The organism is Streptomyces sp. NPDC002958 (assembly GCF_055563255.1).
The window spans coordinates 1-22,384 of sequence record NZ_JBVHDS010000003.1 but is presented as its reverse complement, the minus strand read 5'-3'; the positions used below and the strand labels follow the sequence as shown (position 1 = coordinate 22,384).

General features: G+C 68.6%; 21 protein-coding genes. 9 read left to right on the top strand and 12 right to left on the bottom strand.

Annotated elements, in window-relative coordinates:
* Positions 1-4 precede the first annotated feature (4 nt).
* Positions 5-1,168 (bottom strand): HpcH/HpaI aldolase/citrate lyase family protein, encoded by a 1,164-nt coding sequence (locus ACZ3IC_RS06445; protein ID WP_467413226.1) that lies wholly within the window; start codon positions 1,166-1,168, stop codon positions 5-7.
* A 220-nt stretch (positions 1,169-1,388) separates the two neighbouring features.
* Here ACZ3IC_RS06445 and ACZ3IC_RS06440 point away from each other — a divergent pair, with 220 nt between their 5' ends.
* Positions 1,389-2,261 carry a TerD family protein gene (locus tag ACZ3IC_RS06440; protein ID WP_467413224.1) on the top strand — a complete coding sequence of 291 codons (873 nt, stop codon included), beginning with the start codon at positions 1,389-1,391 and terminating at the stop codon, positions 2,259-2,261.
* Positions 2,262-2,335: 74 nt separating this feature from the next.
* Here the strand turns inward: ACZ3IC_RS06440 and ACZ3IC_RS06435 are convergent, their stop codons facing one another.
* The 6 genes from ACZ3IC_RS06435 to ACZ3IC_RS06410 form a co-directional block, all read right to left on the bottom strand.
* Positions 2,336-3,070 (bottom strand): TerD family protein, encoded by a 735-nt coding sequence (locus ACZ3IC_RS06435; RefSeq protein ID WP_467413223.1) that lies wholly within the window; start codon positions 3,068-3,070, stop codon positions 2,336-2,338.
* A 176-nt stretch (positions 3,071-3,246) separates the two neighbouring features.
* A complete protein-coding gene (locus ACZ3IC_RS06430; protein ID WP_467413222.1) occupies positions 3,247-4,392 on the bottom strand; it encodes a DUF475 domain-containing protein in 1,146 nt (381 codons plus the stop codon).
* Positions 4,393-4,465: 73 nt separating this feature from the next.
* Positions 4,466-5,041, bottom strand: coding sequence for a TerD family protein (locus tag ACZ3IC_RS06425; RefSeq protein WP_467413219.1), 576 nt, complete (start codon positions 5,039-5,041; stop codon positions 4,466-4,468).
* Positions 5,042-5,215: 174 nt separating this feature from the next.
* Positions 5,216-5,791, bottom strand: coding sequence for a TerD family protein (locus tag ACZ3IC_RS06420; RefSeq protein ID WP_467414002.1), 576 nt, complete (start codon positions 5,789-5,791; stop codon positions 5,216-5,218).
* Positions 5,792-5,937: 146 nt separating this feature from the next.
* The gene (locus ACZ3IC_RS06415; RefSeq protein ID WP_467413218.1) at positions 5,938-6,396 is read right to left on the bottom strand and encodes a peroxiredoxin; all 459 of its coding nucleotides are present in this window, start codon (positions 6,394-6,396) and stop codon (positions 5,938-5,940) included.
* Between the two features lie 204 nt (positions 6,397-6,600).
* The gene (locus ACZ3IC_RS06410; RefSeq protein ID WP_467413216.1) at positions 6,601-7,038 is read right to left on the bottom strand and encodes a DUF3052 domain-containing protein; all 438 of its coding nucleotides are present in this window, start codon (positions 7,036-7,038) and stop codon (positions 6,601-6,603) included.
* A gap of 470 nt (positions 7,039-7,508) precedes the next feature.
* Here ACZ3IC_RS06410 and aceE point away from each other — a divergent pair, with 470 nt between their 5' ends.
* Positions 7,509-10,250, top strand: a complete 2,742-nt coding sequence (aceE, locus tag ACZ3IC_RS06405) for a pyruvate dehydrogenase (acetyl-transferring), homodimeric type (protein WP_467413213.1) — start codon at positions 7,509-7,511, stop codon at positions 10,248-10,250.
* Positions 10,251-10,346: 96 nt separating this feature from the next.
* Here aceE and ACZ3IC_RS06400 read toward each other — a convergent pair whose 3' ends face one another.
* Positions 10,347-10,709: a peptidase inhibitor family I36 protein gene (locus ACZ3IC_RS06400; protein WP_467413210.1), complete on the bottom strand. Its 363-nt coding sequence runs from the start codon at positions 10,707-10,709 to the stop codon at positions 10,347-10,349.
* 176 nt (positions 10,710-10,885) lie between these two features.
* Positions 10,886-12,373 carry an MFS transporter gene (locus ACZ3IC_RS06395; protein WP_467414000.1) on the bottom strand — a complete coding sequence of 496 codons (1,488 nt, stop codon included), beginning with the start codon at positions 12,371-12,373 and terminating at the stop codon, positions 10,886-10,888.
* Positions 12,374-12,627: 254 nt separating this feature from the next.
* On the opposite strand from ACZ3IC_RS06395, the gene ACZ3IC_RS06390 reads away from it, so the two are divergent.
* From ACZ3IC_RS06390 to ACZ3IC_RS06365, 6 genes are all read left to right on the top strand, one after another.
* On the top strand, positions 12,628-13,299 hold the full coding sequence (locus ACZ3IC_RS06390; RefSeq protein WP_467413207.1) for a TetR family transcriptional regulator: 672 nt from the start codon (positions 12,628-12,630) through the stop codon (positions 13,297-13,299).
* A gap of 232 nt (positions 13,300-13,531) precedes the next feature.
* A complete protein-coding gene (locus ACZ3IC_RS06385) occupies positions 13,532-14,743 on the top strand; it encodes an alpha/beta hydrolase (protein ID WP_467413206.1) in 1,212 nt (403 codons plus the stop codon).
* An 85-nt stretch (positions 14,744-14,828) separates the two neighbouring features.
* A complete protein-coding gene (locus tag ACZ3IC_RS06380; protein ID WP_467413203.1) occupies positions 14,829-15,824 on the top strand; it encodes a DUF4429 domain-containing protein in 996 nt (331 codons plus the stop codon).
* A gap of 112 nt (positions 15,825-15,936) precedes the next feature.
* Complete coding sequence (locus ACZ3IC_RS06375) at positions 15,937-17,268, top strand: sensor histidine kinase (protein ID WP_467413200.1); 1,332 nt, start codon at positions 15,937-15,939, stop codon at positions 17,266-17,268.
* Positions 17,265-17,948, top strand: coding sequence for a response regulator (locus ACZ3IC_RS06370; protein ID WP_467413198.1), 684 nt, complete (start codon positions 17,265-17,267; stop codon positions 17,946-17,948). The genes ACZ3IC_RS06375 and ACZ3IC_RS06370 overlap by 4 nt, the downstream gene beginning before the upstream one ends.
* A gap of 172 nt (positions 17,949-18,120) precedes the next feature.
* Complete coding sequence (locus ACZ3IC_RS06365) at positions 18,121-19,167, top strand: alpha/beta hydrolase (RefSeq protein ID WP_467413197.1); 1,047 nt, start codon at positions 18,121-18,123, stop codon at positions 19,165-19,167.
* A gap of 29 nt (positions 19,168-19,196) precedes the next feature.
* Here ACZ3IC_RS06365 and ACZ3IC_RS06360 read toward each other — a convergent pair whose 3' ends face one another.
* A complete protein-coding gene (locus ACZ3IC_RS06360) occupies positions 19,197-20,213 on the bottom strand; it encodes an aldo/keto reductase (protein WP_467413194.1) in 1,017 nt (338 codons plus the stop codon).
* Positions 20,213-20,674, bottom strand: a complete 462-nt coding sequence (locus tag ACZ3IC_RS06355; protein ID WP_467413190.1) for a MerR family transcriptional regulator — start codon at positions 20,672-20,674, stop codon at positions 20,213-20,215. Before ACZ3IC_RS06355 ends, ACZ3IC_RS06360 begins: the two co-directional genes overlap by 1 nt.
* 622 nt (positions 20,675-21,296) lie before the next feature.
* Between ACZ3IC_RS06355 and ACZ3IC_RS06350 the strand changes: the two genes are divergently transcribed.
* Complete coding sequence (locus ACZ3IC_RS06350) at positions 21,297-22,157, top strand: transposase (protein WP_467413188.1); 861 nt, start codon at positions 21,297-21,299, stop codon at positions 22,155-22,157.
* Between the two features lie 5 nt (positions 22,158-22,162).
* Here ACZ3IC_RS06350 and ACZ3IC_RS06345 read toward each other — a convergent pair.
* Positions 22,163-22,384, bottom strand: a 222-nt coding sequence (locus ACZ3IC_RS06345; RefSeq protein WP_467413186.1) for an integrase core domain-containing protein, incomplete at its 5' end; no start/stop codon positions are given.

Below are 22,384 nucleotides of genomic sequence, written 5' to 3'. Positions count from 1 at the left end.
ACATTCATTCCGCGAGGCCCGCGGCCAGCAACTCCACGAAACCGACGTCTTCCCTCGCCACGCCGAAGACCTCGGCCCTCTGCAAGGTCCGCTCGGCCCAGGCGCGGTGCGGCTTCACTTCATTCATCTTGTTCGTGTATGCGGAGCGCAGGACGCCACCGCCGCCGCGTTCCGGCCGCAGGATGTCCTGTGCGTCGCTGAACTCTTCATGGCTGACCACGGACAGGGCATGCACGGGCGCGACGTGCGACGGGTGGATGCAGGTCTTGCCGAGCAGCCCGTTGGCCCGGTCGAGATCGATCTCACGCAGCAGGCCGTCCAGGTCGTGCTCGATCAGCGCCGTGCGCAATTCCTCCGCCCGGCCCTCCAGGAAGGGGCTGCGGCGCAGCTGCGGTTTGAACATGCGCTTCTGGAGCCGGAAGTATTCCCACACCGGCCCGGTGATCGTGAAGCCCGTGCCGTCCGCCCGGCCCAGCACATTGACCACGTCGGCGATGACGGCGCCGACGATCTGTACGTCGTACGCCGTCATGTCGGGCGCCCTGCGGAGCCCGTACGCCGAGCAGAAGTCGGTGACACCGAGTCGCAGTGCGAGCACCCGCTCGCGGTACTTGTCGACGGTGCGGGCGATTCCCTGGAGCGCTTCCGTGCGGGTCTCCAGATGCAGCAGCTCGGGCGATTCGAGAACAGGCATCGCGAACAGGCGCTGCCCGCATGCCTTCTCGGCATTGGCGAGCGCTTCCATGAAGGGCATGCCACGCTCTTCGGTGAACTTCGGAAGTACAAAACCAGACAACAACCGGATGGTGTCGCCGAGCCGGCACACCAGGTCGACGATCTGGCCCGGTTCCCGGACCCGAATGAAGAGCAGCGGCACCTCGGCGTCGCGCTCATCGAGGTCGGCGAACTGTCTGACCAGGTTCTCCTCGGCGCCGATGACCTCGGAGTCGTCGATCGAATCCTCCAGGCACAGCACCATCGAGACGACACCGCGCCCGGCCTGCTTGATGACGTCGTCAGCAAGTCTCGGCCTGGTGGCAGGGCTGTACAGGGTCGCTCCCAGGGCGGCCGAAAGCATGCTGACCGGCGAGTCCGCGTCGAATTCGCACGGCTCCTGGAAGAACAGACCCTCTCTCGCAGCGGGCGCAATATGCCCGAAATGACGCATGTGATTCCCCCGAACTGCCCGACTGATCGGATAACGGATGGCCGGTAATAGTACGTACGGACAGGTGTCAAGAGTTCCCTGCGTGCATGAATTCCAGGTAACTCGTCCATTTTCCGACGGGCCGATCTAGTGCGGACGACGTGGTTCCGACGCAATGCCGACACACACGGTGCGACCCCCGCGTTGTCCGCGCGGGCAGCCAGCAGGCAGGATGACGGGCATGACGCACGCGATGGTGAAAGGCTCGAACGTCCCTCTGAATGCCATGGCCGTACGGGCCGTGCTGCGCTGGACTCCGGGCGCCGGGGTTCCGGATGTGGATGCCTCGGCCCTGCTGCTCGGAGCCGGTGGCCGCGTGCGCTCGGACGAGGACTTCGTCTTCTACAATCAGCCCCGCCACCCCTCCGGCCTGGTACGACGACTGCCGAAGCGCAGTGTCCCCGAGGGGCTCACAGACGGCATCGAGGCCGACCTCAACGCGCTCGACCCCTCGGTCGACCAGGTGGTCATCGCCGCGTCCTCCGACGGAGCCACATTCGCACAGGTGCGCGATCTGCGCATCCTGCTGTACGACGCGGCAGCGGCGAGCGGTGACCCGCTCGCCGTCTTCGAGGTGCGGCCGGAGACCGGCGAGGAGACGGCAATCATCTGCGGCGAGCTCTACCGGCGCGGCGATGGCTGGAAATTCCGGGCCGTGGGACAGGGCTATCCGACGGGTCTGGTGGGGCTGGCGACCGCCTTCGGTATCTCGGTCGACGAGGCGGAGGCCGCGGCGGAGCCCGATCCGGCCGCCTCGCACGCAACGACGTCCCCGCCCGTGACGGCGCCCGTTTTGCCCGCGCCCGCGCCCGCGTTCCCGCCCGCACCGGCGCCCGGCCCGGACTCGCAGGCCACGGTCCAGCACCAGCAGTCAGCCCACGGCTACCCGCAGCCCACGATGAGCCGGCCGGCTCCGCAGCCCGCGTACGGGTATCCGCAGCCGGCCACCGCCCAGCCCGCTTATGGCTACCCGCAGCCCGCTGCGGCCGCGGCGCCCGCCCCCGACCCGAATTTCGTGCTTCCGCCGCAGGGGCCGCAGTTCGTCCGGCCCTGAGAATGCCCCGGGGCGGCGGCCATGCGACGGCGGCCATGGGACGGCCCTGAACCGCCGCGGTTGGGGTGCGGCGCTCAGGCCCGGGACTTGTAGCCGCGCCCCCACTGCATGCCCCAGCCGTACAGCCGGTCCAGCTCCGACTGGAACCCGTACACGAACTTCACCTCGCGCCGTACGATCAGCTCGTCCTTGATGTTCTCCACCGTGAACACGGCACAGGAGCGGGCCTGCGGGGCCCGCTCGTCGAGTTCGATCTCGATCCGCGGGCCGTTGCCCGGGTAGAGCGTCACCTTGGCGTGCGTACGGTCGAAAGCCGGCGTCTGGTCGTAGATGTAGACGAAGAACAGCAGCCGTTTGATCTGGTCGCGTTGGTCGAGATTGACGTATACGGTCTCGCCCGACGGCGCCCCGAAACGGTCGTCCCCGCTGAGCCGGACGTAGGGCGGCCCGTTCAGGTCGCCGATGAGGTTGCCCAGCGGCTGGACCACCCCCTTGGTGCCGTCCTTCAGCTCGTACATGCAGCCCAGGTCCAGGTCGACGTTGACCACGCCCTGGGTGTGCGCCTGGACCACATCGGGCTTGAAGAGACTCATGGGCCGCAGCAGTCGGCCGCTCTGCCGCGACCTGCCCTCGATGTCGGACGTACGCATCCGCCAGGAGAGATTGACCCGCAGATTGCCGGTCAGCGCGCCCTGCTTGGTCAGTGAGACCGTGGCTTGCCGCTTGGACAGCAGGATGGAGCTGGTCGACGCGTTGCCCGACTCGAACTGTGCCTCCCGCCCCGGCCACAGTCTGTCCCAGAATGCCATCCCCAACCCCCACACGTATCGGTAGAAAAACCGGCACCGGCCCCGGCGGCCGTCCCATGCGTCGCACAGGGCACCCACATCGCTGCGGGGCGGCCGCCGGGCCGGGTCCGGGTGTTCCCGGAGAACCGTCGCCGTACGGACCGCCCCGCAGAGAGCGTTCCTCAATCCCTACCGGGTCACACCCCGGACGGGACTTCTGCCTCGGAACCTGCGCCGTCACCCCCGCCGGCGGCCGCCAGCGCCTTGTTGCGCCGGACGGAGGACCAGAAGGACCAGGCGATCAGCGCGACGCCGACGCCGCCGGTGATGAGCTCGGGGATCTCGTACTGGATGGTGACGAGCAGGATGACGGACAGCGCACCGATGGCGTAGTGGGCGCCGTGCTCCAGGTAGACGTAATCGTCGAGGGTGCCCTCACGGACCAGGTAGACCGTGAGCGAACGGACGTACATGGCACCGATACCGAGACCGAGGGCCATCAGCACGATCTCGTTGGTGATGGCGAAGGCGCCGATGACACCGTCGAAGGAGAAGGACGCGTCGAGCACTTCCAGGTAGAGGAACATGAAGAACGCGGCCTTGCCGGCGAGTGCGACCGGAGAAACCTTCTTGCCGCTCTTCCTGGCCTCCTCCTCGGCCTCGTGCTCCCGCTCCTCCTCCTCCTCCAGCTTGTTCTCGAAGAAGCCGGAGAGACCGCCGACGACGAGATACGTGATCAGACCCGCGACTCCGGAGAGCAGGACGGTCTCCGCCTTGTCCGCGTGGCCGCCACCGTGCTGGTGCGCGTTGGTCGCGAAGGTCATGGCCGAGATCAGCAGCACGATCAGCGCGATGCAGACCGACAGCATGTCGACCTTGCCCAGCTTGGCGAGCGGGCGCTCGATCCAGCGCAGCCACTGGATGTCCCGGTCCTCGAAAATGAAGTCGAGGAAGATCATCAGCAGGAACATGCCACCGAACGCGGCAATCGCCGGGTGGGCGTCCGTGACCAGCTCCTCATAGCGCTCGGGCTGGCTGAACGAAAGTTCGACCGCTTCGATCGGGCCGATCTTGGCGGTGATGGCCACGATCACGACGGGGAACACCAGCCGCATACCGAAGACCGCGATGAGCACACCGATCGTGAGGAAGATCTTCTGCCAGAAGGCATTCATCTTCTTCAGAATTCCGGCGTTGACCACCGCATTGTCGAAGGACAGCGAGATCTCCAGGACGGAAAGGATCGCAACCACGCCGAAGGCTTCCCACCCCCCGTAGAACGCCGCTGCGACCAAGCCGAGCGCGGTCACCGCGAACGACCAGCCGAAGGTTTTCAGAACCACTGGTTACCCCATCGTGTATGTAACGGGTCTCCCCCGGATATGTGCGGGGCTCCCCCGCGCTGTGCGCGGCTTTTTACGAAACGTTGACCCCAAAGTCTAAAGCGATGCCACGCAACCCTGACGCGTAGCCCTGTCCCACCGCACGGAACTTCCACTCGCCGTTGTACCGGTAGAGCTCGCCGAAGATCATCGCGGTTTCCGTCGAGGCGTCCTCGCTGAGGTCGTAACGCGCGAGCTCCTGGCCGTCCGCCTGGTTCACCACGCGGATGAACGCATTGCTGACCTGGCCGAAGCTCTGCCCTCGATTGTCCGCCTCATGGATCGAGACCGGGAAAATGATCTTGTCGCAGTGCGCCGGCACCTGTGTGAGATTCACGATGACCGACTCGTCGTCGCCGTCGCCCTCACCCGTGAGGTTGTCGCCGGTGTGCTCCACGGAGCCATCGGGGCTCGTGAGGTTGTTGTAGAAGACGAACCATTCGTCGCCGAGCACCCGGCCGGACTGGCACAGCAGCGCGCTGGCGTCGAGGTCGAAGTCGGCGCCAGTGGTGGATCGTGCGTCCCAGCCGAGCCCGACCAGCACCTGGGCGAGGTTGGGTGCGGCCTTGGAGAGGGAGACATTGCCTCCCTTGGCGAGCGTGACGCCCATGGTGTGTCCTCCCCGAGTCGAATGAACCGTCTGTTGAACCGTTGAGCCGCTGAGCGGGCCATGAGCCCGTTCAGCCATTGAGCGCGTCCGGCGCCGCACAGGTGCGGCGCCGGACGCGCTACTTGCCGGCGTCGACCGGACTGCGCCTCGACGGCCCGGCCCGGTCGCGCCTTCTCAGACGTTGACGCCGAAGTCCTGCGCGATGCCGCGCAGCCCCGAGGCGTACCCCTGGCCGATGGCCCGGAACTTCCACTCCGCCCCGTTGCGGTACAGCTCGCCGAAGACCATGGCGGTCTCCGTCGAAGCGTCCTCGCTCAGGTCGTAGCGCGCCAGCTCGACGTTGTCGGCCTGGTTGACCACGCGGATGTACGCGTTGCGCACCTGGCCGAAGCTCTGCTGGCGGCTCTCGGCCTCGTAGATCGAGACCGGGAAGACAACCTTGTCGACATCGGCCGGAACGCCGGCCAGGTTCACCTTGATGACCTCGTCGTCGCCCTCGCCCTCACCGGTGAGGTTGTCACCGGTGTGCTCGACGGAGCCGTCGGGGCTCTTGAGGTTGTTGAAGAAGACGAAGTTGCCGTCGTTGCCGACCTTGCCCTCGGTGTTCGTCAGCAGGGCGCTGGCGTCGAGGTCGAAGTCACCACCGGTGGTGGTACGAGCATCCCAGCCCAGACCGACGATCACCGCGGTCAGGTTGGGCGCGGCCTTGGTCAGCGAGACGTTGCCGCCCTTGCTGAGGCTGACTCCCACGAGTCCTCCCATTGGTTTCCTTGGAGGCCGGCGGGCGCCGGCGCCTCCACATTGTGTTGGCATCCGATGAACGAGTGGATCCTAGTGACCGGTTCCCCGCCAAGCAGGCTTTTGGCCGGGACGCCCGCAGATCCACCGGCCTCGGATCAGAGCGTGTCGAGCGCCTTGATGTAGTCGTTGAGGTCGCGCGCGTCGGGCAGACCATTGACGACGGTCCAGCGCACCACGCCCTCCTTGTCGATGACGAAGGTGCCGCGCACCGCGCAGCCCTTCTCCTCGTCGAAGACGCCGTAGGCCCGCGAGGTCTCGCCGTGCGGCCAGAAGTCCGAGACCAGCGGGTACTCCAGGCCTTCCTGCTCGGCGAAGACGCGCAGGGTGTGGATGGAGTCGTTGGAGACGGCGAGCAGCTGAGTGTCGTCGTTCTCGAACTTCGGCAGCTCGTCGCGGAGCGCGCAGAGCTCACCCGTGCACACGCCGGTGAAGGCGAACGGGTAGAACAGCAGCACGACGTTCTTCTCGCCGCGGAAGTCGGAGAGCTTCACGGTCCGGCCGTGGTTGTCCTTCAGCTCGAAATCCGGGGCCTGTGTACCGACCTCGATCGCCATGAAAAGCGTCCCTTCGCTACGTTCACCGGGCTGGGCTGTCCGGGTGGCTCCCACCCTACGCAGAGCCCGCAGCAGGCCGCGCAGCGCCCGCACGGGGCACCCTGCGCCCCCGCCGGGCAGCCGTCTGCTGCCAGCCGTACGAAGAAGGCCCCCGGCGGCTCATGCCGTCGAGGGCCTTCAGGGAGAGTGCGTGGCGAATGCGGTTCAGCGCTTGGCTTTGGCCGCCTTCGGTGTGACCAGACGGCTGCCCGTCCAGTCCTTGCCCGCATTGATGCTCTTGGTCTGGGAGAGACCGGCGGTCTGTGAAGCCTCGTTGATGTCGCTCGGTTCGACGTATCCCTCACGGCCGGTCTTCGGCGTCATCAGCCAGACCGCACCGCCGTCCTCGATCAGACCAATGGCATCCACCAGCGCGTCCGTAAGGTCGCCGTCCTCGTCGCGGAACCACAGCAGGACGACGTCTGCGACGTCGTCGTAGTCCTCATCGACGAGATCCTGGCCGGTAGTGGCCTCAATGCCCTCACGGAGCTCCTGCTCGACGTCGTCGTCGTAGCCGATCTCCTGGACCACCTGTCCGGGCTCGAACCCCAGGCGTGCTGCCGGGTTGGTCCGCTCCTCCGCGTGGTCCGCGGTCGCGCTCACGGGTTGCCTCCTGATCATTTTTCGGAAAATGCTGCAGCCACGCGCGTGCGCGGGGCGTTGGCCGTAGTCCACACGGGAGCGGCGGATCGCGCAAGTACCCAGCGTGTGAGACCGCCTAAACGGTGACGTTACCTGCCACGTCGCCGCACTGTCGGCAGGTCCCCTGCGGGGGCCGGCGCTACCGTCCACACCCTTTACGTCCTTCCACAGCTTATGCCGTTTCGGTCCGCCATTCGGAGTCGAACATCTTTTGGGAACACTTGTACGGGTTGGGCGTATGGTTGCAGTTTGGGTCGACCCATCCCCGCGCTCCGGACGTGATGTCTCGCCACTCGGTGGTTACCCCACGGTACAGATGACGTTTGCGCCCCCGCGGTACACGATGGTGATGGCGTACTTGCATACATCCCGGGGGCATGTTCTCCCGTGACCAGGCCCCGTAGAGCAGAACCGAACAGCGAAGGAACAGCGTGGCTTCCGGATCCGATCGCAACCCGATCATCATTGGCGGCCTGCCGAGCCAGGTCCCGGACTTCGATCCCGAAGAGACCCAGGAATGGCTCGACTCGCTCGACGCCGCCGTCGACGAGCGAGGCCGTGAGCGGGCCCGTTATCTGATGCTCCGGCTCATCGAGCGTGCGCGCGAGAAGCGCGTCGCCGTGCCGGAGATGCGCAGTACGGACTACGTGAACACGATCGCCACCAAGGACGAGCCGTTCTTCCCCGGCGACGAGGAGATCGAGCGCAAGGTCCTCAACGCGACCCGCTGGAACGCGGCCGTGATGGTGTCGCGCGCCCAGCGTCCGGGGATCGGTGTCGGCGGTCACATCGCCACCTTCGCCTCCTCCGCCTCGCTGTACGACGTGGGCTTCAATCACTTCTTCCGGGGCAAGGACGACGGCCTGGGCGGCGACCAGATCTTCTTCCAGGGGCACGCCTCCCCGGGCATCTACGCCCGCGCCTTCCTGCTGGACCGGCTGAGCGAGGCGCAACTCGACGCCTTCCGCCAGGAGAAGTCGAAGGCGCCCAACGGCCTGTCCAGCTACCCGCACCCGCGGCTGATGCCGGACTTCTGGGAATTCCCGACCGTCTCGATGGGCCTCGGCCCGCTCGGTGCGATCTACCAGGCCCGGATGAACCGCTACATGGAGGCGCGCGGCATCGCCGACACGTCCCGGTCCCATGTGTGGGCATACCTGGGCGACGGCGAGATGGACGAGCCCGAGTCGCTGGGCCAGCTCTCCATCGCCGCCCGTGAGGGCCTGGACAACCTGACCTTCGTGGTCAACTGCAACCTGCAGCGCCTCGACGGGCCGGTGCGCGGCAACGGCAAGATCATCCAGGAGCTGGAGTCGCAGTTCCGCGGCGCCGGATGGAACGTCATCAAGCTGGTCTGGGACCGCTCCTGGGACCCGCTGCTCGCGCAGGACCGCACGGGCATCCTGGTCAACAAGCTGAACATCACGCCGGACGGCCAGTTCCAGACGTACGCCACCGAGTCCGGTGCGTACATCCGTGAGCACTTCTTCGGGGACGACCCGCGGCTGCGCGACATGGTCAAGGACATGACCGACGACCAGATCCTGCACCTGGGCCGCGGCGGCCACGACCACAGGAAGGTCTACGCGGCCTATGCGGCGGCCAAGGCCCACAAGGGTCAGCCGACGGTGATCCTGGCGCAGACGGTCAAGGGCTGGACGCTGGGGCCGAACTTCGAGGGCCGCAACGCGACCCACCAGATGAAGAAGCTCACAGTCGAGGACCTCAAGCGGTTCCGCGACCGGCTGCACATCCCGATCACGGACAAGCAGCTGGACGAGGGCTACCCGCCCTACTACCACCCGGGCCGCGACTCGGAGGAGATCCAGTACATGCACGACCGCCGCAAGAGTCTGGGCGGTTACGTCCCGACCCGTGTGGTGCGTGCGAAGCCGCTGGTCCTCCCCGAGGACAAGACGTACGCGACCGCGAAGAAGGGTTCGGGTCAGCAGTCTATCGCCACCACCATGGCGTTCGTCCGCATCCTGAAGGACCTCATGCGGGACAAGGAGATCGGCAGGCGTTTCGTGCTGATCGCGCCCGACGAGTACCGCACCTTCGGCATGGACGCCTTCTTCCCGAGCGCGAAGATCTACAACCCGCTGGGGCAGCAGTACGAGGCGGTGGACCGCGATCTGCTGCTCGCGTACAAGGAGTCGCCGACCGGTCAGATGCTGCACGACGGCATCTCCGAGGCCGGCTGCACGGCCTCGCTGATCGCCGCCGGCTCGGCGTACGCCACGCACGGCGAGCCGCTGATCCCGGTATACGTCTTCTACTCGATGTTCGGTTTCCAGCGCACCGGCGACCAGTTCTGGCAGATGGCGGACCAGCTCGCGCGCGGCTTCGTGCTGGGCGCGACCGCCGGTCGTACGACTCTGACCGGTGAGGGTCTCCAGCACGCGGACGGCCACTCGCAGCTGCTCGCCTCGACCAACCCGGGCTGTGTCGCGTACGACCCGGCCTTCAGCTACGAGATCGCGCACATCGTCAAGGACGGTCTGCGCCGGATGTACGGCGGGACCCCCGACGAGAACGAGGACGTCTTCTACTACCTCACCGTCTACAACGAGCCGATCCAGCACCCGGCCGAGCCCGAGAACGTGGATGTCGAAGGCATCCTCAAGGGCGTGTACCGCTACAAGGCCGCCGAGCGGGGCGAGATCCCGGCCCAGATCATGGCGTCCGGTGTGGCGGTCCCGTGGGCGGTCGAGGCTCAGCAGATCCTCGCCGCCGAGTGGAACGTCCGCGCGGACGTCTGGTCGGCGACCTCCTGGAACGAGCTGCGCCGCGAGGCCGTGGACGTGGAGCGGTACAACCTGCTGCACCCGGGGGAGGAGCAGCGCGTCCCGTACGTCACGCGCAAGCTCTCCGGCTCCCAGGGCCCGTTCGTGGCGGTCTCGGACTGGATGCGTTCCGTACCGGACCAGATCGCGCGCTGGGTGCCCGGTTCGTACCAGTCGCTGGGTGCGGACGGCTTCGGCTTCGCGGACACCCGGGGCGCGGCGCGCCGGTTCTTCCACATCGACGCGCAGTCGATCGTCCTCACGGTGCTCACCGAGCTCGCGAAGGAGGGCCGGATCGACCGTTCGCTGCTGAAGACGGCGATCGACCGGTACGAGCTGCTGGATGTGGCCGCGGCCGACCCGGGCGCGGCCGGCGGCGACGCGTAGGCACGACGGACGACGAACCAAGGGCGGCGGGAGCTCCCGGCCCCGCCGCCCTTCGGCGTATCCGGCCCCGCCGCCCTTCGGCGTATCCGTATCCGGTCAGTTCTCCCAGACCTTGAAGGCCCTGACCTGGTACGGGGACTGGGGGACCCAGGTGCCGCCGCCCGGATAGGTCTCGAACTCGCCGGTCTCGGCGCACTCCGCGGACTGGTACGTGGTGACGGGGCGGCCGGTGCGGTTGGCGAGCGCCTGGACCTTGGTGCCCTTCGGCAGCGGGACGCAGCTCTCGATGTCGATAGTGGACAGCTCGTGGATCTGCCGGGCGCCGGTGAAGTCCGGCTTCTCCCAGAGACAGAGCTGACCGCTTCCGCAGGCCCCGGGCCGGATGGATGCGGAGTGGGCCGCGGTCTGCGGAATCAGGGCGGCGGCAGCAAGGACGGTGGCAAGGACGGTCGTACGCATGGAAATCAACCCCCGTGGTGGTGCGAATCAGTTGCACGCACCCTGGCCTGCGGGGCAACGCCTCGGGAAGGGGCTTCGGGCGACACCACCCGGATAGGCGACAGCCCCGCCGGAACGGTCCGGCGGGGCTGTTGTACGCACTGTGTTGACGCTCGGGGTGTCGTCGTGACGACTGGTCAGATGTGACCGACGCCCGCGCCCGCCTCGGCATTCGCACCGCGCTTGGTGAGCATGGCCACCAGTGCGGCGACCACCGCGACGATGCCGGCGACCATGAACGCCGTGCTCATGCCTGACACGAACGTGTCGTGGGCGACGCCCGCGATCTTCCCCGCGACCTCCGGCGGAACGCTCCCGTCCACCGGTGGGATGCCGACCGAGACGGCCGAGGACGCCTGGTCCATCTGCTCCGGGCTGAGGGGCGGAAGACCCGCGGCCGTCCAGTTGTCGTTCAGCTTCGAGTCGACCTGGGAGGCCATGACCGCGCCCAGCACCGCCGTACCGAGGCTGCCGCCGACCTGCATGGCGGCCTGCTGCAGACCGCCCGCGACACCGGAGAGCTCCATCGGGGCGTTGCCGACGATGACCTCGGTGGCACCGACCATCACCGGGGCGAGGCCGAGGCCGAGCAGACCGAACCAGATCGACATGGTCAGGGTGCTGGTGCCGATCTCCAGCTGGGACATGCCGAACATGGCGACCGCCGTGCACACCATGCCGCCGACCAGCGGAACCCGCGGGCCGAACTTGGTGATCATGGCGCCCGCGAGCGGCGAGGCGACGATCATCATCCCGGTCAGCGGCAGCAGGTGCAGACCGCTGACGACGGGGCTCAGACCGTGCACGTTCTGGAGGTAGAAGGTGACGAAGAACAGCCCGCCCATGAAGGCGAAGGCCATCAGCACCATCAGGACCGTGCCGGCGGACAGTGGCACGGACCGGAACATCGCCAGCGGAATCAGCGGCTCCCTGACGTTCTTCTGGGAGAGGGCGAAGACCACGAACAGGGCCACGGCGGCGCCCAGGAAGCCGAGCGTCTTGTAGTCGCCCCAGCCCCACTCGGCACCCTTGATGAGCGCCCAGATCAGGCAGAACATCGCCTGCGACAGCAGCACGATGCCGCCGATGTCGAAGGAGCGCGGCGCGTTCTCGGCGCGGTGGTCCTTGAGGATCACCAGGCCCAGCACGAGCGCGATCACGCCGACCGGCACATTGATGAAGAAGACCGACTGCCAGCTGACGTGCTCGACGAGCACGCCGCCGAGGATCGGGCCGCCCGCGGTCGAGGCACCGATCACCATGCCCCAGATGCCGATCGCCATATTCAGCTTCTCGGCCGGGAAGGTGGCGCGCAGCAGGCCGAGCGCGGCGGGCATCAGCAGGGCGCCGAAGAGGCCCTGGAGCACCCGGAACGCGATCACCAGGCCGGCGCTGTGGGAGAGGCCGATGGCCCCCGATGCCGCGGCGAAGCCGACGACACCTATGAGGAAGGTCTGGCGGTGACCGAACCGGTCACCGAGCTTGCCCGCGGTGATCAGGGAGACCGCGAGGGCGAGCATGTAGCCGTTGGTGATCCATTGGACATCGGCGAGCGAGGCGTTCAGGTCCTGCTGGATGGCGGGGTTGGCGATCGCGACGATCGTGCCGTCGAGCGCGACCATCATCACGCCGATGGCCACGGAGAAGAGCGTCAGCCAGGGGTGGCCGCGCAGCCCCTTGGCAGGTGCGGGCCCGGAGGTGTCCTGCGGCTCCCGCGACGCCTTTTCGACGGTGGTCTGACTAGTCATGTCGCGAGTTTAGTGTCAGTCACTGACAGTTGACAAACCAATTCACAAGTCAGTAACTGTCATGTAGCTCACAGGGCATGTAGCTCACAGGTACGCTGAGCTGGACAAATAAGGAAAAGAGGACCAGTTCAGTGACCGATGGGCAGCGGGCCGCGCATCTGACCGGGCTGCGCGAACGGAAGAAGCGACGCACCCGGGACGCGCTGCTGCATGCAGCCCTCGACCTTTTCACCACCCAGGGGTACGAGGAGACCACCGTCGACGAGATCGTCGACGCCGTCGAGGTCTCCCAGCGCACCTTCTTCCGTTACTTCGCCAGCAAGGAGGAGGCCGCCTTCGCCATCCAGGAGATGGTGGAGTCGTACTTCCTCTCGGAGCTGCGCCGGCGCCCCGCCACGGAAGCCCCGTTCGAGGCGATGCGCCGCGCGGTCCTCTGCGCCTGGAAGCACATCGGTGAGGCGATCGAGGCGATCGTCACGGTCGAACTCCACATGCGTACGTACCGGTTGATCGAGTCGACGCCGTCGCTGCTCGCCGTCCACCTGCGGCGCAGCATGGATCTGGAGAACCAGATAGCGCTGCTGATTGCCGAGCGCGAGGGGCTCGACGTGGAGACGGACCCGCGGCCGAGGGTCGCCGTGGCCGCGTTCTGCGGGGTGATGCGGGTGACCGGGCAGCTCTGGGGGCAGGGGCGGGACACCAGCGTGGACTCGTTGCGCGCACTGACCGAGGCGTACCTGGACCAGCTCGGCCCGGCACTGGCCGGAAACTGGCGGGCGGGGGCCGGCGACGGGGTCGGGTAGCGCCATGGAATCTCCGTCCGATATGCCGCACACCTCACCGCCGCGGCACGACCGACTTCACAACAGCCGTTGCCCGACAGACACATGCGACACCCCGGGGACATTCCGCGCGCCCGAATGTGCGGACTGCAGCAATACAGCGTGAAACGCACGGCCTTGAATTCCCCACAGCCGGGTGACGTGCGTCACCCTCTTCACGACTGCTGTCGCGCGTCTCCTAATGTGGGCCGTAGTGACTTCCTTCGGCCCCTCCCCCACCCTCACCGCATGGCGCGCGCTGCTCGCCGTCGCGGTTGTGTTCGTGATGCTGGCGACCACGGGCTGGACCGCCATACGTCCCCAACAGTCCGACGAGCCACGCACCGTCGCGCTCGCCTCCTGGGCACGGGGCCGGATAGCGGGTCATGCGCTGCCTGACGCCGACGCACCGCCGTACCGGCTCGCGCACTTCTTCGCCACGCTCACGGCAGCGCAACGCATCGGTCTTGCCGACAAGTACCCCTTGGTCGTGGGCAATCTGAACGGCGCCCCGGTCACCCTGCGCTACCACGCCAACCGGCGGGCCCTGGTACAGGCGCGGACGGTCGAGCGGCAGCGCATGCACGACGTCAGGCTCTCCCCCGAAGGCCGCGCCGAGGCGGTCCGCCGGATGGAGCGCTTCCAGTCGATGCTCGCCGAGGACCGTCACATCCTCGCCTTCGACCCGTCCGGAAAGGGCCGTGCCGCAGAGGTGTTCGGTGATCTCGACCGGGCCGAGCGGGTCTCCGTGGTCGTTCCGGGCGTCGACACCAATCTGCTGACGCTGGAGCGGCCCGCCCCCAAGGTGAACGCCGCCCCCGTCGGTATGGCGAAGTCGCTGTACGCGGCGGAGCGCGCCGCGCGCCCCGGCACCCGTACCGCCGTCATCGCCTGGGCCGACTACACCACGCCCGCCGGGGTCGGTATGGACGCGGCGCTGGGGAACCTCGCCGCGCGTGGGGCGGTACGGCTGAACGCGTTGGTGGGCGCGTTGCCCGGCAACGCGCCGGTCTCGCTGTTCTGTCACAGCTACGGCTCGGTGCTGTGCGGTGTCGCCGCACATGAACTGCCCTCCAGGGTCGCCGACATCGCGGTCGCGGGCAGCCCCGGTATGCGGGTGGAGAACGCCGGGCAGTTGCGCACCGGGGCCAGGGTGTGGGCGATGCGGGACCACGACGACTGGATCGAGGACGTACCGAACCTGGAGCTCGGCGGCCTCGGACACGGTGCCGACCCGGTCGACCCGGGCTTCGGCGCACGCATTGTCTCGGCGGGCGGCGCGGTCGGGCACAGCGGCTATTTCGAGCCGGGCACCGAGAGCCTCAGCAACTTCGCCGCCATCGGTGTGGGGGCCTACGACTCGGTGAACTGTGCAAGCTCCGACAGCGCCTGCCAGGACGGAGTCACCGGCAGCCAGAGGATCTGACAGGGGCGGCGGGCCGATGTCGGCCGCGCATCGGGGCTTTCACCAAGGGGGGACGTGCGGGCAAGTGCCGCATACGATGAGGCACATGGGTGATGTGCTGGCCGGAATTCATGCCACCTGGGAGTTCGACACCGACTCCGTGCTCATCCGCTTCGAACGGGGCATCCGCACGCCGAAGCTCTTCCAGAGCCTGCGCGAGCGCCGCGTCCCGCACACGGCGCTGTCGTCGGTGACGCTGACCCCGGGCAAGCGGGGCACGGTGGTCCTGCACGCGGTGCCGAGGCCCGGTGCCGATCCGTTGCTGGAGGCCGCGGCCGGGCAGCTGAAGGACGGCTGCGATCCGTACCGGCTGGTGCTCCCCGCCGAACGCGAGACACTCGCCGAGTACTACGCGGACGAGCTGCGCGCCTTGCTCGGCCCGAACGCCGCGGAGCCCGCCGAGCGGTTCCTGGTCACGGCCCCCGAGGCCCCGATGCAGTTCAAGGCGTACGACGGCCGGGCCGGCTTCGACGGGGACCGGGTCTCGTTCCGCTGGTTCTGGACGGGTGCCTCCACGGCGAAGTGGAGGGCCGGCGACCAGACGTTTCCGGTGACGGAGCTGAGCGGGGTCGAGTGGCGCTCTCCGGAGGCCTTCGACGGCTATCTGCGGCTGGTGCCGAGGGGCCTGGAAGCTGCGGCTCCGGGACCGGGCACGGGAATGGGCATGGGGCTGCGTCCTGGTAGAGGCCTCGGCACGGGCGCCGGTTCCGGCATGAGTACGGAGCTGGGCACAGGGCTCGGCGCGGAGCAGAGCGCGCAGCAGATGACCCCCCGCCCCGCCCGGGCCGATCAGGACCCGGCTGCGGTGGTGTTCGGTCTCGGCTACGGCCCGGTGCACGAGTCGCTGCCGTTCGCCGCGGCCGTGCTGGAATCCGTACGCAGGAAGCACCCCGCACCGGCCCCGGCCCTGACCGGCGCGGGGCGGCGCGATCCCGCGGACATCGCGGAGCGGATCCGGCACCTCGGGGAGCTGCACCAGGCGGGTCTGGTGACGGGCGACGAGTTCAGCGCGAAGAAGGCCCAACTGCTCGCCGAGCTGTAGCTGCCCGAGGGCGGCGAGCAGGGGGGTAGTACTCCCGTACGAGAAGGGCGGCGGCGGGCCGGGACCCCGGTATGACGCCATCGGTCCGGTCCGTGCCTACGCTGATCGGGCCATGCCCTCTTCCCCGCCGCACAGGCCGCCCCCGCCGTCCGTCACCGACGGCCTGGTGAGCGCCGCCCGCCGCAATCTGCGCGAGATCGCCCACGCCCTCTCGCATCCGTCCCATCCCCCGGTCCCGCCGCTCGCCAACGCGCCCAAGCGGTGGCGGAGGCTGCTGCCGTACGTGGTCGTTTTCACCCTCGGGGCGGTCTTCGTCCCGGTCACGATCAATGTGCTGACCAACGAATACGGTGTGGCCGACGGACTGGCGGGCCTGCTGACCGTCGCCCAGACGGCGCCGCTGCTGATGCTGGCGCACCGCCCGTTGCAGGCGTGGTGGATCATCTTCCCCGCGGACATCCTGGGGGCGCTGGTCCTGCTGGAGTACCCGGACCCGCCGACGGGCATCTGGCCGTGGCCCCCGCCCACGCTGATCTGCTACCTCTTCGTGATGCTGGCGGTGGCCCTGCGCGAGACCCGGCGGACCGTGGTCTCCGTCTGGGCGCTGACCGCCGTGGCGAGCCTGGTCCTGCACCTGGGCGGCACGGACCGCAGCAACGGCACCTCGGCGCTGCTCCCGGCGTTCGGCGCAGTGCTCATGGTGATCGGCGCGGTGATCCGGGAACGGGGCGACGCACAGCGTCGGCTCGCCGAGCAGGAGACCATCAGCGAGGCCGAGCGGGCGCAGCGCACCCTGCTGGAGGAACGCGCCAGGATCGCCCGTGAGCTGCACGACGTGGTCGCGCACCACATGTCCGTGATCACGGTCCAGGCCGACTCCGCGCCCTACCGGATCAGTGGCCTGCCCGAGCAGGCGCGCGAGGAGTTCGGGGCGATAGCGGCGAGCGCGCGGGAGTCGCTGACGGAGATGCGGCGGCTGCTCACGGTGCTGCGCAGCGACGGCACCAAGGGCGAGCGGGCACCGCAGCCGGGGCTCGACCGGGTGCAGCAGCTGGTGGAGGCGACGGTACGGGCGGGGCTACCGGCCGAGCTGTCGCTCCCCGCTCAACTGCCCGACGTACCGCAGGCGGTGGATGTGTCGGCGTACCGGATCGTGCAGGAGGCGCTGGCCAATGTGATCCGGCACGCGCCCGGTGCGCGGACCCGGGTGTCGGTCACGTCCGACGGCGCGCATCTGACCGTCCTGGTGGTCAACGACCGGGCGGAGCGGCCCGATTCGCCGCTGGAGACGACCGGAACGGGGCACGGCCTGGTCGGTATGCGCGAACGCGTACGGTTGACCGGCGGCACGCTGGACACCGGACCGCTGCCTGACGGCGGCTTCCGGGTGGCCGCACGGCTGCCCCTGACCCCTGTTGCTCCCACGGTTCCGGAGGACTCTTGACCATCCGCGTGATCATCGTCGACGACCAGGCCATGGTGCGGGCGGGGTTCGCGGCGCTGCTCTCGGCGCAGATCGACATCGACGTGGTCGGTGAGGCCCCGGACGGGCGCCAAGGCATCGACGTCAGCCGGAGCGTCCACCCGGACGTGGTCCTGATGGATGTCCGGATGCCCGAGATGGACGGTCTGGCGGCGGCCCGCGAGCTGCTGAACCCCCCGGCGGGGGTGGTGCACCGGCCGAAGGTCCTGATGCTCACCACGTTCGACGTGGACGACTACGTGTACGAGGCGCTGCGCGCCGGGGCGTCCGGCTTCCTACTGAAGGACGCGCCGCCCGCGGACCTCATCTCGGCGGTGCGGGTGGTCGCGGCGGGCGAGGCGCTGCTCGCCCCGTCCGTGACCCGCCGACTGATCGCGGACTTCGCCCGGCAGGGCCCGACCGGGGCCACCCGCAGCGGCCAGTCGCTGCGGCTGAACGGGCTGACTCCGCGCGAGACGGAGGTGCTCGAACTGATCGCGCGGGGCCTGTCCAACCAGGAGATCGCGGGGAAGCTGGTGCTGGCCGAGCAGACGGTGAAGACGCACATAGGCCGGGTGCTGGCCAAGCTGGAGCTGCGGGACCGGGCGCAGGCGGTGATCTTCGCGTACGAGGCGGGGGTGGTGGTGCCGGGCGAGCAGTAGGGGGTCTTCCCCCGCCCGCCCCTCCGGCAGGCTCCCGTACACCCCCTACCCCGGTAGCACCCCGCACTTGGCCCCCTGGTGCGACGCCCCCGCACCCACTCTCTTCCTACCTTCCTCTCCGTCGCGCCGAACGGCGTGCGGGAGCCGGATCAGCCGGAGAGGGAGGGGCGGGATGCGCCGTTACGCAAGGACTCTGGTCGCGGTCGCGCTGGCGACCACCGTGGTGGCGGGAACGGTCGGCTGGGCGTCCGGAAACGCACAGCAGGCCCTGACCGGACCTCCCCCCGGCACGGCGGCCTGGCGCGCGGATCAGGTGCTGGGGCACGAGCTGCCGGACCCGGAGCGGACCACCCCCGCCGAAGTGAGCCGCTTCTTCCGGGGGTTGACTGCCGCACAGCAGCAGACCCTGGTCGTACGGCATCCACTCGTCGTCGGGAATCTGGACGGCGTACCCGTCGCGCTGCGCTACCGGGCCAACGCCCGTTCCCTGCGCGCCGGTCACGACCCCAGGTACGCGCATCTCGCGGGGCCGGGACATCGGCAGATCCTCGCCTTCGACCCGCGCGGACGCGGTCAGGTCGCCGAGGTCTTCGGGGACTTGAGCACCGCGCGCCATGTGGCGGTCGTGGTGCCGGGTTCGGACATCGACGCCGGGACCTTCGACCGTACGAACGATGTGTACGGCACTCCGGTCGGCATGGCGAAGTCGCTGTACGCCCGGACCGGGCCCGGCAGCGCGGTCGTCGCCTGGGCCGGGTACACCACCCCCGTGGGCCTCGGCATCGATGCCGCGACGGGCTCGCTCGCCGAGGCGGGGGCCGGCCGGCTGACCCGGTTCGCGGACGGACTCGCGGCCGACGGTGTGCCCGCGCCCGCCGTGTTCTGCCACAGCTACGGCTCCGTCGTGTGCGGGCTCGCCGCGCCCCGGCTGCGCGCCCGGGACCTGGTCGTCCTCGGCTCGCCCGGGATGCGCGCGGACGACGTCGCCGATCTGGACACCGACGCCCGGGTCTGGGCCGCGAAGGACGCCACGGACTGGATCGACGACGTACCGAACGTCGAGGTGGCGGGGCTCGGCCACGGCCCCGACCCGGCCGCCCCGGAGTTCGGCGCGCGCCTCGTCCGTGCCGACGACGCCCGCGGCCACACCGGCTACTTCGCCCCGGGCACGGACTCGCTCCGCGCCTTCGCCGCGATCACGGAGGAGAAGGCACGGTGAGCCCGGGGCGGCTGCCCGCCCCGTACCGGCTACTCGCGCGCGGCGGACGTCGAGCTCATGTCCGGGTACCGGTCCCCCGCCACCTGCCCCGCGATCGGCTCCAGCAGCGCCAGCTCCTGGTCGGTCAGCGTGAGGCGGGTGGCGGCCACGTTCTCCAGCAGGCGGCTGCTCTTGCGTGTGCCCGGGATCGGCACCACAGTCAGACCGTGCACCTGGGCCCGCTGCTGCACCCAGGCGAGCGCCACCTGCGCGGCCGAAGCGCCGTGCGCCGCGGCGATCTTGTGGACGGGCTCCAGCAGGGCGGCGTTCCTCTTCGCGTTGTCGCCGGTGAAGCGCGGCTGGTACTTGCGGAAGTCCCCGTCCGACAGGTCCTTGGCCGCGTCCGTGAACGCCCCGGTCAGAAAGCCCCGGCCGAGCGGCGAATACGGGACGAACGTCACCCCGAGCTCGACGGCGGCGGGCACGGCGCTGCGCTCCACGTCCCGGCTGAAGAGCGACCACTCGGACTGGAGGGCGGCGATCGGGTGCACGGCGTACGCCTCGCGCAGTTCGGCGCCGGTCACCTCGCTCAGCCCGAGCTGCTTGACCTTGCCCTGCTGGACCAGTTCGGCCATCGCGCCGACGGACTCGGCCAGCGGGACAGCCGGGTCGCGGCGGTGCATGTAGTACAGGTCGATGACATCGGTGTTCAGCCGGCGCAGGCTGTCCTCGACGGCTTGGCGGATGTACGCGGGGTCGTTGCGCACGCCCCGGTAGTGCGGGTCGTCGTCCTTGCGCTCGATGGCGAACTTCGTGGCGAGCGTGATCTCGTCCCGGTGCGCCCCGACGAACGGGGCGAGGAACGTCTCGTTGGCCCCGCTCCCGTAGACATCGGCGGTGTCGAAGAGGGTGACGCCCGCCGCCAGCGCCGTCTCCAGCGTCTCGCGGGCGGCGGACTCGTCGGTGTCCCCGTAGAACTCGCTCATGCCCATGCAGCCGAGTCCCTGCACGCCGACCTGCGGGCCGCCGTTGCCGAGCTCCACCGTGGCGATCTTGTTGTCAGTCATCAGGCACAGGGCCTCTCCGGTGCCCGTCGGGCACCCGCATAGAAGTCGATCTTGTGGTCGAGGACGGCGAGGGTGTCCTGGAGCTCCGCGATCCGCGTCCTCACGTCGCGGCGGGTCGCCTCCAGCAGCTCCCGCCGTTCCTCGAAGGTGTGCTCGCCCTCGCGCAGCAGCTCCGCGTAACGGACCATGTCGGCGACCGGCATCCCGGTCAGCCGCAGCTTGCCGACGAAGGCCAGCCAGTCCAGGTCGCGGTTGGTGAAGCGGCGCTGGCCGGTGTGCGACCGGTCGACGTGCGGCATCAGCCCGATCCGCTCGTACCAGCGCAGGGTGTGCGCGGTGAGCCCGGTGACGGCGACGACCTCACTGATGGTGTAGCGGTCCTGGCCCTCGGGGCGCGGATGCGGACCGGGTGCCGATGCGCAGACGTCCGAGCTTGCGGAAGTGCTCTCCCTCACCGTCATGACCCCCACGGTAAAACCTTGGAGTGCACTCGAAGCAAGCACGCACGGGGCGGCGGTCGCGGTGACGGGTACAAACCTGCTCCACACCGCCACCTGCCCCTCCTCTGATGCCCTTCCGGTCCGGTGACGGTGCGGATGCCCGCAACTCACTCCCGGAACAGTGCGTCGATCCAGGTGTCGCCGGGTGACGGCACGAAGTTGGTTCCACCTGTGTTTCCGCAGGTCAAGCGCGGTTTGCCGGTCCACTGAAGTCCGCTGGCGTGCGCTGCTGTCAGGTCCGGTTACCGTCAGTGTTGCCGTCAGAACCTCGTGGACGGTGCTACCGGAACTAATCGCAGTGCACCGGGCTTCAGGACTCTGCTGAGGGATGCGTGATTCGAGCAGGGCTGGTTCGTTGGTTCTCCATGGTTGTTGTGGTCGTGGGTGGGAGGGCCGAGAGGGATGTCGCTGGAGCCGCGTGTGGATCAGGGGGTGCCTGAGCTGACGGCTCGGGTGGTGCGGGCGGCCTTTCCCAAGGGGAGCTGGCGGTGCGGATCCGGGAGGCGTTGGGCCGCTGTTTGAGGACGAGGCGTTCGCCGGAGCGTTCGCTGTCCGGGGACGTCCAGCTGTCTCGCCGGGGGCATTGGCGTTGGTATCGGTGTTGCAGTACGCGGAGGGGCTGACCGACCGGCAGGTGGCTGACCAGGTGCGGGCCTGGATGGACTGGAAGTTTCTGCTCGGCCTGGAACTGGATGATCCCGGGTTCGATGCCTCCGTACTGAGCTTGTTCCGTTCCCGTCTCATCGAGCACGGACTGGAACAGACGACGCTGGAACTGGTGCTGGAACGCCTGCGCACGCTGGACCTGCTGAAGGCAGGTGGCCGGCAGCGGACCGATTCCACGCACGTGCTGGCGGCGGTGCGGACACTGAACCGGATGGAGTTCGTCGGCGAGACGTTGCGGGGCGCGTTGGAAGCGCTGGCGGTCGTAGCCCCGACATGGCTGTCCGGCCTGGTCACAGCCGAGTGGGCCGAGCGCTATGGGCCACGCGTGGACGACTACCGCTTTCCCAAGGGCGAGGAGGTCCGTGAACAATGGTCTGGGCAGGTCGGACGAGACGGATTTTTCCTGCTGGACGCGGTCTACGCCCCCACGGCTCCAGGCTGGCTGCGCGAGATCGAGGCGGTGCGGGTCCTGCGTGTCTCCTGGGTCCAGCAGTACCACCGCGACGACAGGGGCGTGCGCTGGCGGGAGAGCAAGGATCTCCCACCAGTTCATCACCGGTTGTGCTCTCCCTATGACACCGATGCCCGTTACGGGATCAAGCGTGGCTCGGGCTGGACCGGCTACAAGGCCCACCTGACCGAGACCTGTGAGCCAGATGCACCGCATGTGATCACGCAGGTGGCCACCACCGACGCCGTGGTGGCCGACACGGAGATGACCCAACCGGTCCACCACACTCTCGCGAAACGGGAGTTTGAACCGCCCCGGGTTCGGTAGAGATCTCAGATTGTGGTTGTGACCTGGGGTTTCGTTGATTCCATGTAGTAGTTGGCTTCGTACTCGACGGGCGGGACGTGGCCTATCTCACCGTGGAGCCTGCGGTGGTTGTACCAGTCGGTCCACTCGGCGGTGGCCAACTCGACCTGGGCGAGCGACTTCCAGGGCCGCCGGGGCTTGATCAGCTCGGTTTTGTACAGGCCGATCGTGCTCTCCATCAGGGCATT